The organism is Streptomyces sp. NPDC027663 (assembly GCF_055566415.1).
In genome coordinates, this window is record NZ_JBVHSK010000039.1 from 1 (window position 1) to 3,955 (window position 3,955).

Here is a 3,955-nt window from a genome sequence, read left to right on the forward strand (position 1 = left end):
TACCCCGACGAACTGCCCCCGCCCCGCCAGCGCGGCGACGTGAACCTGGTGGGCCTGCTCAGCATCGCCGACGATCTGGCCCGCAGCCTGGCCGCGCTGAAGATCCGGGTGCAGCCCCACGACCCGAAGACCTTGCTCGTCAGCCCCGAAAAGGCCCGCGAGAACACGGAGAAGGAAGTCGACCGGCTCCTGGGCACCGCCGTCTACTTCCAGCGGCACGCCCACGCCGCACTGCTCGGGCGGTGCGTGCTCGGTGCAGGCCTATTTGGTGTGCGCCGGTCCATCATCTGGCTCCGAGGGAGAGCCATGAGCAAGAAGTCCCTTTCGGCCAGTGCGGCGACGGGATCGACGCGGGTGGCTGCCTGGCCGGCTGCCTCGTCACCGTATGTCTGATCGCGCTCGTCTTCTAGGCGTTGTCGAAGGGCTGGACCGCCCTGCTGAGCTGGTTTGAGGGCGTCGCACCAGCCGCCACATGCTTGTCAGATCACTCTCTGCCTTTCGGACAAGTTCCGAGAGGGCAATGGCAAGTCACGTATCCAGTCTCCTAAGTTGATCAGCCCTGCCGCCGCAACCGCCCCAACACCGGGAGCCCGTGAAGTGCGGCAGAGACAAGGGCTTACATCACGTGATGTCCAGCGCGTTAACCAAGTCGGCGGCGGGCGTCACCGCCGCCTTCGCTCTCCTGGCCAGCGCAGGAGTTGCCAGCGCCTCGCCGACCCCGTCCAGCAGCAGCGAACGAGTGGAAGTGTCCCTCGCTTCTGTGGAAGAGGCTCCGGACCTGACCAGTGCTTCCTCCCCGTGTAAGCCGGGGAAGCTCATCACCATGAGCCGGACCAGCACCTGTCAGTGGGTCAAGGCCACGGCGGTCGTCTACAAGAATCGCGCCGTCGTCGGACGCGCTACCTTCGGCGTGATCCACAAGATGACCCTCAACGCCGGCAAGCGGGACTGGAACGAGAGCATCCAGGTCACCAAGGCGAACATCACCGGGGATGCCCACGGCATCAAGATGTCCCTGGCGGCTAAGAGGTCCTAACAAAGGCGTCGGACGTGTCTGTAGGTGATGAGACAGGTGGCGAGGCCGAGGAGGGCTTCATGGATGTCGTCGCGTCGCTCCCAGCGGATGCGCAGGCGGCGGAAGCCATGCAGCCAGGCGATTGTTCTCTCGACGACGTACCGGAAGATGCCCAGGCCGGAGCCGTGTGGTTGGCCGCGTTCGGCGATGACCGGGCGGATGCCGCGCTGCCATAGCAGGCGCCGGTACTTGTCGTGGTCGTAGCCGCGGTCGGCGAACAGCATGTCGGGCCGTCGCCGCGGGCGGCCGACGACTCCGGCGACGGCGGGGATCTTGTCGAGCAGGGGCAGGAGTTGGGTGACGTCGTTGCGGTTGCCGCCGGTCAGGGACACCGCGAGTGGAATGCCCTGGGCGTCGGTGAGGACGTGGTGCTTGCTGCCCGGTCGTGCACGGTCGACCGGGCTGGGACCGCTTTTGGGCCACGTCGGGCCGCCCGGACGTGGGAGGAGTCGATCACCGCCCGCGACCAGTCCAGCTTCTTCGCCGCCCGCAGCTTCTTCAACAGCAGCACATGCAACTGGTTCCACACGCCGGCTTCGTTCCAGGCGGCCAGGCGCCGCCAGCAGGTCATGCCCGAGCCGAAGCCCAGCTCCTGTGGCAGGTATTCCCACTGGATGCCGGTGTGCAGCACGAACAGGATCCCGCACAACGCCTGCCGGTCTGGCACCCGGGGCCGCCCCTCGACCAGTTTCGGGCCCGGCTTGGGCAGCAACGGCTCGATAAGCGACCAGAGTTCATCCGACACGATCCACGGCCGCGACTGACGTGTTCCCACGGCCAGACCAACGACCACCCAAGCGGAAAGTCACATGATCAACAGCTTCTGTTAGGACCTCTAAGCCCGACGGCATCAGCCCCAGCAACACCAGCACGACCAAGGTCACCAAGAACAAGTTCCCTCAGGGGCACACCATCGGGGGGAGCTCCTTCAAGGGCAGCATCAGCTACCACGACTCCGTGGGGAAGAAGAAGTTCGAGCGAAGCCTGGTCACCTACACCTACGTCTTCACCAAGACCGGCCGCGACGTCGACGACGCGCAGATCAACTCCGCCCACTACCGGTGTGACGACATGTTCTGGGAAGGGCCCGGACAGCGTCGCCACACCAAGGCGCCCGGCTGTTCTTTCTACGGCTTCGCCCCCAAGGTCAGCTTCAAGGGCCTGACCAACATCGCCAATGGCATCAAGGCCCTGCGGCACCGGGGTGGCCACTACGGCGACCCGGGCGCCGGCAGCAGGAGCCGCACTTTGCACATGACCTGGGACCAGAGGCGGATCAAGGAAAACCGCAACGAGGTCTGCCCCTCCAGCAGGCACGCGCCGGCCGACATGAAGCGCAAGGGACGCACCTCTTGCGACGAGTACCCCATGGCCGCCACCTATGAAGGCGGCACGTTCCTTCCTGCCAGCCAGCGGGAGACCACCTGGGCGACCCCCACCGAGCAGAACAAGCAGGGAAGCCGCATGTCGGCCTTCCGCAAGACCTATCGTGTACTGGACCGTGATGCCTTCTACGTGACGGTCTGACCCAGCCGTGGGGCGTCCACTCAGGGCGCCCCGCGTGCTTTCCCTGGAGGCCTTCCCATGCCGCACCCACTTCCCCAAGGGCCCGACGTGGCCACCCCTGTCATCCGCACCGACTTCACCGACACCGTGGGCTGGCTTCGGCTGACAGAGGCTCTGGAAGCTCCCGTGGCCGTGAAGGACGCCTATGACGGACCCGGATCTGGCCCCAACCCCGAAAACGCCGACCACGTCGACTGGTTCACCTCCGCCGTCGACTACGTCATGCCGGTGGACGATGTGCATTACGAAGGCCTCACCGCCGCCGATGTCACGGCTCTCGCCCCGGCCGCACACGATCTCGGATACGGGCACCTCTACCTGGCCGACGCGCAGACCTTCGCCAGTCCGGGCCTCCCCCTCCTCGGAATCGACATCGACCCCGAGCAAGAGCGCGTTGCGGCCTTCCGGGTCCCCGCGCACGCCGTCTCCCTCGTCGAAACGAACGAAGATCTGGGCAACATGTTCTTCGCCGAGTACCGCGAGTACGAGTGGCACTCAGGGGACCTGGTCGTGGCATCCCGGGGAACGGCTGTGTGGCAGGCTTACCGAGACTTGCAGTGACCCGGCGTAGGACACGGCAACGTACTAACGTCGCGTCCGTTACGGATGCCGTTTGGGACACTGTGACGCCAGGATCGAACTCTCTTGGAGCGCCGGCGCCACATTTTCAGCGGGCGGCGGGAAGCCGGCCGCGAAGAAGACGACGGGGAAGAAGGCGGTGCTGCTGCCGCGCGGCTCGGCACGCGCCGCGTATCCGGGCACCTACCCGGCCTGCTTCAAGGACAACGCCAAGGGCGAGGTCATCACGAAGGTGACCGACCGCTGGGGACACCCCGGCTGCGCGCCCTGGCAGTTGTCCGCAGCCGAGCGGGAGTTTGCCCGGAACAAGGCCCGGATCGAGAGCGGCGAGACGTTCCGCGGCCAGAAGCCCTCGGACTGGCGGCGCGGAGCCTCGCCGTCCAGCACCCGTCCCGCCCGCTGAACTCCGCCCGGAAGTTGGGGCGTCGGCCACAGGCAAACTAGCCCTGCAAGGGATGGTCAAGGCGAAAACGGACGCCTGCCGGGTCTGGCCGTCAGACCGCGGACAAGGGGTCCTTCCTCACGGTGGCCTCGGCCCGTGCGCACATCCGCGCGCGGGCCGGACAACTGCCGACCCGGCCAGCAGGCCGGAGGAACGAGGACACCGTGCCAGCCCCCGACCGACCCACCCCTTCCCGCCGCCCCGCGCGGCCGCGATCCTGGAGCCCCACCCCTCACGCCGTTGCTGCCCGGCCTGGCCGCGCCGGTCGCGTCGGCTGCTGGGCAAGCCCCGGT

General features: G+C 67.0%; 6 protein-coding genes. 5 read left to right on the forward strand and 1 reads right to left on the reverse strand.

Going from position 1 to position 3,955, the window contains the following annotated elements; translation table 11 throughout:
* Both ACZ4SF_RS38035 and ACZ4SF_RS38040 read left to right on the forward strand, forming a co-directional pair.
* A partial coding sequence (locus tag ACZ4SF_RS38035; protein WP_468393638.1) for a hypothetical protein occupies positions 1–393 on the forward strand: 393 nt, incomplete at its 5' end.
* A gap of 430 nt (positions 394–823) precedes the next feature.
* On the forward strand, positions 824–1,036 hold the full coding sequence (locus ACZ4SF_RS38040; RefSeq protein ID WP_468393641.1) for a hypothetical protein: 213 nt from the start codon (positions 824–826) through the stop codon (positions 1,034–1,036).
* On the opposite strand, the gene ACZ4SF_RS38045 is transcribed toward ACZ4SF_RS38040, so the two are convergent.
* A protein-coding gene (locus ACZ4SF_RS38045; protein WP_468393652.1) for an IS5 family transposase occupies positions 1,033–1,850 on the reverse strand; the annotation gives its coding sequence in 2 pieces (ribosomal slippage) (positions 1,033–1,518 and positions 1,521–1,850; 816 coding nt in all). The genes ACZ4SF_RS38040 and ACZ4SF_RS38045 overlap by 4 nt on opposite strands.
* Before the next feature lie 182 nt (positions 1,851–2,032).
* Between ACZ4SF_RS38045 and ACZ4SF_RS38050 the strand changes: the two genes are divergently transcribed.
* The 3 genes from ACZ4SF_RS38050 to ACZ4SF_RS38060 all read left to right on the forward strand — a co-directional run bounded on the left by ACZ4SF_RS38050 (position 2,033) and on the right by ACZ4SF_RS38060 (position 3,623).
* Positions 2,033–2,602 (forward strand): NucA/NucB deoxyribonuclease domain-containing protein, encoded by a 570-nt coding sequence (locus tag ACZ4SF_RS38050; RefSeq protein ID WP_468393644.1) that lies wholly within the window; start codon positions 2,033–2,035, stop codon positions 2,600–2,602.
* Between the two features lie 87 nt (positions 2,603–2,689).
* Entirely contained in the window at positions 2,690–3,202 is a 513-nt protein-coding gene (locus tag ACZ4SF_RS38055; RefSeq protein WP_468393647.1) for a DUF6924 domain-containing protein, read from the forward strand.
* A 52-nt stretch (positions 3,203–3,254) separates the two neighbouring features.
* Complete coding sequence (locus ACZ4SF_RS38060) at positions 3,255–3,623, forward strand: hypothetical protein (RefSeq protein WP_468393650.1); 369 nt, start codon at positions 3,255–3,257, stop codon at positions 3,621–3,623.
* Positions 3,624–3,955 lie beyond the last annotated feature (332 nt).

What these genes read in the sequence shown, in the direction of transcription:
- ACZ4SF_RS38040 (WP_468393641.1), top strand. Translation starts at nt 824, where the DNA reads ATGAGCCGGACCAGCACCTGTCAGTGGGTCAAGGCCACGGCGGTCGTC.